The sequence below is a fragment of the Dyadobacter sp. genome (assembly GCF_051859145.1).
Lineage (GTDB): Bacteria > Bacteroidota > Bacteroidia > Cytophagales > Spirosomataceae > Dyadobacter.
Map to the genome: position 1 here is coordinate 1 of NZ_JBHYGF010000474.1, position 2,721 is coordinate 2,721.

Annotated in this window: 2 protein-coding genes; both read right to left on the minus strand. The window is 49.0% G+C overall.

Annotated elements, in window-relative coordinates:
* A partial coding sequence (locus tag ACTIE6_RS22235; RefSeq protein WP_439558720.1) for an FAD:protein FMN transferase occupies positions 1-291 on the minus strand: 291 nt, incomplete at its 3' end.
* 91 nt (positions 292-382) lie between these two features.
* A partial coding sequence (locus ACTIE6_RS22240; RefSeq protein WP_439558721.1) for a TonB-dependent siderophore receptor occupies positions 383-2,721 on the minus strand: 2,339 nt, incomplete at its 5' end.

Consider the following 2,721-nt stretch of genomic DNA (forward strand, 5'->3'; position numbering starts at 1 on the left):
TGCCCTTTCCGCCAACTCAAAAACTTCTGCATCCACTTTCACCGGCCGGATACCTGCATTTGCATTCACCTGTGAAACCTGCGAGGTGGGCTTCCAGTCGGAAATGAGGTTTTCTATCCGGGAAATCTCGGCGATTACTGTGTCAATGTTCAACTCCGCTTCTGCTGAATCTTTCGCTACAATCGTGATGTCAAACCTCCCGCCCATCAGCATCGTGGTCCTTTTCCGGAGTACCTGCGCCTGGGTTGTAAGTGTGATTAACGATAAGAAAAGTATGCAGAAGATTTTCATGAGGCAGGTACGTCAAGGTTTTTAAACCTCATTTAAAACAAAAAAACCGGAAGAGAACATATCCTCTTCCGGCCAAAACTGCGAAAAAAACTTAGAACCGATATGATAATGTCGCAGCGAACATACGCGGCGGGATCGGGTTAATGCTATAACGGTCGTGAACAATGTAGTTCAGCTCGTTGCAAATGTTGGAAACCTTCACCAGCAACGAAACCCCGCGCAGGCTGTAACCCGCCGAAAGATCCACAGTCGCGAAACCTTTCAATGGTACCTGTGCATTGTAGGAATTCTGGTTGGCCGCTGTGTTGTTCAAGCCGCCGTCACGACCTACCACGTTGTTGTTACCACCCATTCTCTGGCCTGTGTAAAATGCCGATGCGCCAAGTTTAAGCCCTTTTACAACTTTATCAAATGTGTAAAAGATCGATCCGTTGGCAGTGTGCGCCGGGTTATTGATCAAACGCTCGCCTTCCACCTGCGAACCTACTGCGCCGGTTGTATTGGTATATCGCATGAAATTGTATCCGTAACCCGCCAGGAAGTAGAAGTTACGTGAAAGTGTTCCATTGAAATCTACTTCAAACCCGTCGCTGGTCGTTTGTCCGTTCAGCTCGCGGATGCTGCTGTTGGTGTTCGGGTTTCCGTTTTGGTCAAAAAGCGCGGTTTGTGCGAAGTTGCTGTTTTGAATGCGGTATACGCTCACATTCGCCGCCAAACGTCCATTCAGGAATTCGTTTTTCAACCCTAGTTCATATTGGTTAATAATCGACGGATCGAGGTTGTTTCCGTAAATATCGGTACCCGAGTTGATCGTAAAATTGTTGGTATAGCTTGCGTAAATGGAGCTGGTTTGCACTGGCTGGTAAATCAATGCCAGTTTGGGAGAAAATGCATTGTCTTTCTTGTCAGCTGCTGTTCCTCTGCGCTCCTGCTGTTTTTCCTGGTTGAAAATCGTGGTCTGGAAAGCTTTCTGGTGCGACCACCGCACACCCGCCAGCACTTTGAATTTGGTAGTCAGACTGATTAGGTCCTGCACGTAAATACCAAGTCTGTTTTGCGGTGTGGTGGTTCTGGCTGTGTCGGTAACGGTCGGAATATCCGTGCGTACATTGAAAGTGGCCGGATCGTAAATATTGATCTTGTCGTAGGCAGTACCTATTACCCCAGTCGCCGAGGTGTATTTGAAAGTATTGTTTTCAGTTACAATGCGCGTGAAATCTGCTCCTACCAGCAGTTGATGCTGGATGCTCGCTGTTTTGAAATTTCCATTCAGGTTAAGCTGGCCGGTGTAGTCGTTTTCACCTGACTTCACTGCGCTGAGTGAGCGGTTCCAGTCGCCATTTGCCGCAACGCTCGTAGGAACACCCACGCCAAAACCATCCACTTTCGTATCCTGCACCGATCCGATCGCAGTCAGCTTCCAGCTTTCGTTAAAACGGTGGTTGATCGTCAGGTAAGCTGCTTTTTGTTCGGTATTGTTAAATGCCCATTTAGGATAAATAAAGCGGGAGCGCGGCGCATCGGGCACTTCGGTTACGGTAATGCGCGCGTTCGGGATACCTACTCCGGCATCGGGTACCAGGTTGGATTTCAGGTAATCCACTTGCAGGAGCACGTCCGTTTTATCACTGATTTTGTACAAAAGCGAAGGGTTCACGTAAGTACGGTTTGTCTTCACTACGTCGCGGTAGCTCTTTGCATTTTCGTGCGTACCAATTACGCGGAATGCCAGCTTTTTTGTAATCGGACCGTAAACATCAACAGTCGGCTTGTACTGATTATAGCTGCCGAATAGCATGGAAACCTGTCCACCCCAGTCGAAAACAGGCTTTTTAGTAACCATATTGATAATCACCCCACCCGAAACATTTCCATAAAGCAATGCAGAACTTCCTTTCAAAACCTCGATTGCTTCCAATGTACTTGCGTCGGGAAAACCCTGCGTATTTGAAATAACCCCATTCTTGAAAATACTGCCTCCTGAACCTGCGATACCAATGCTGTAACCACGCGCAGAGAAAGTTTCGGCTACCCCGCCGCGCGACTGTGTCAGCGAAACGCCGCTTACATTTTTCACCACGTCACCCAGGCGCACTGCCTGCTGATCGGCAATCACTTTGCTCTGGATCACACCTGCACTCTGCGGCAAGTCGAGCGGACGGATATCCGCTTTGCCGAGTGACACGGGCCTGTTGGAGCTGGCGCCCCCTGTGATAATCACTTCATTGAGCTGAGAGGCACTTTCGGTTAATGTAAAATCCTGCTGCGCTTTCTCGCGGGCTGCTACTGTCACAGCCTGCTCCTGGCTTTGCAGACCTACGAACGAAACCTTCAAAGTGTAGCTGCCGGGCTTGACGTCGGTAATCACGTAGTTTCCATCCTCGTCGGTGGTAGTTCCTTTATTGGAACGGTCAATGCCCACACTTACGT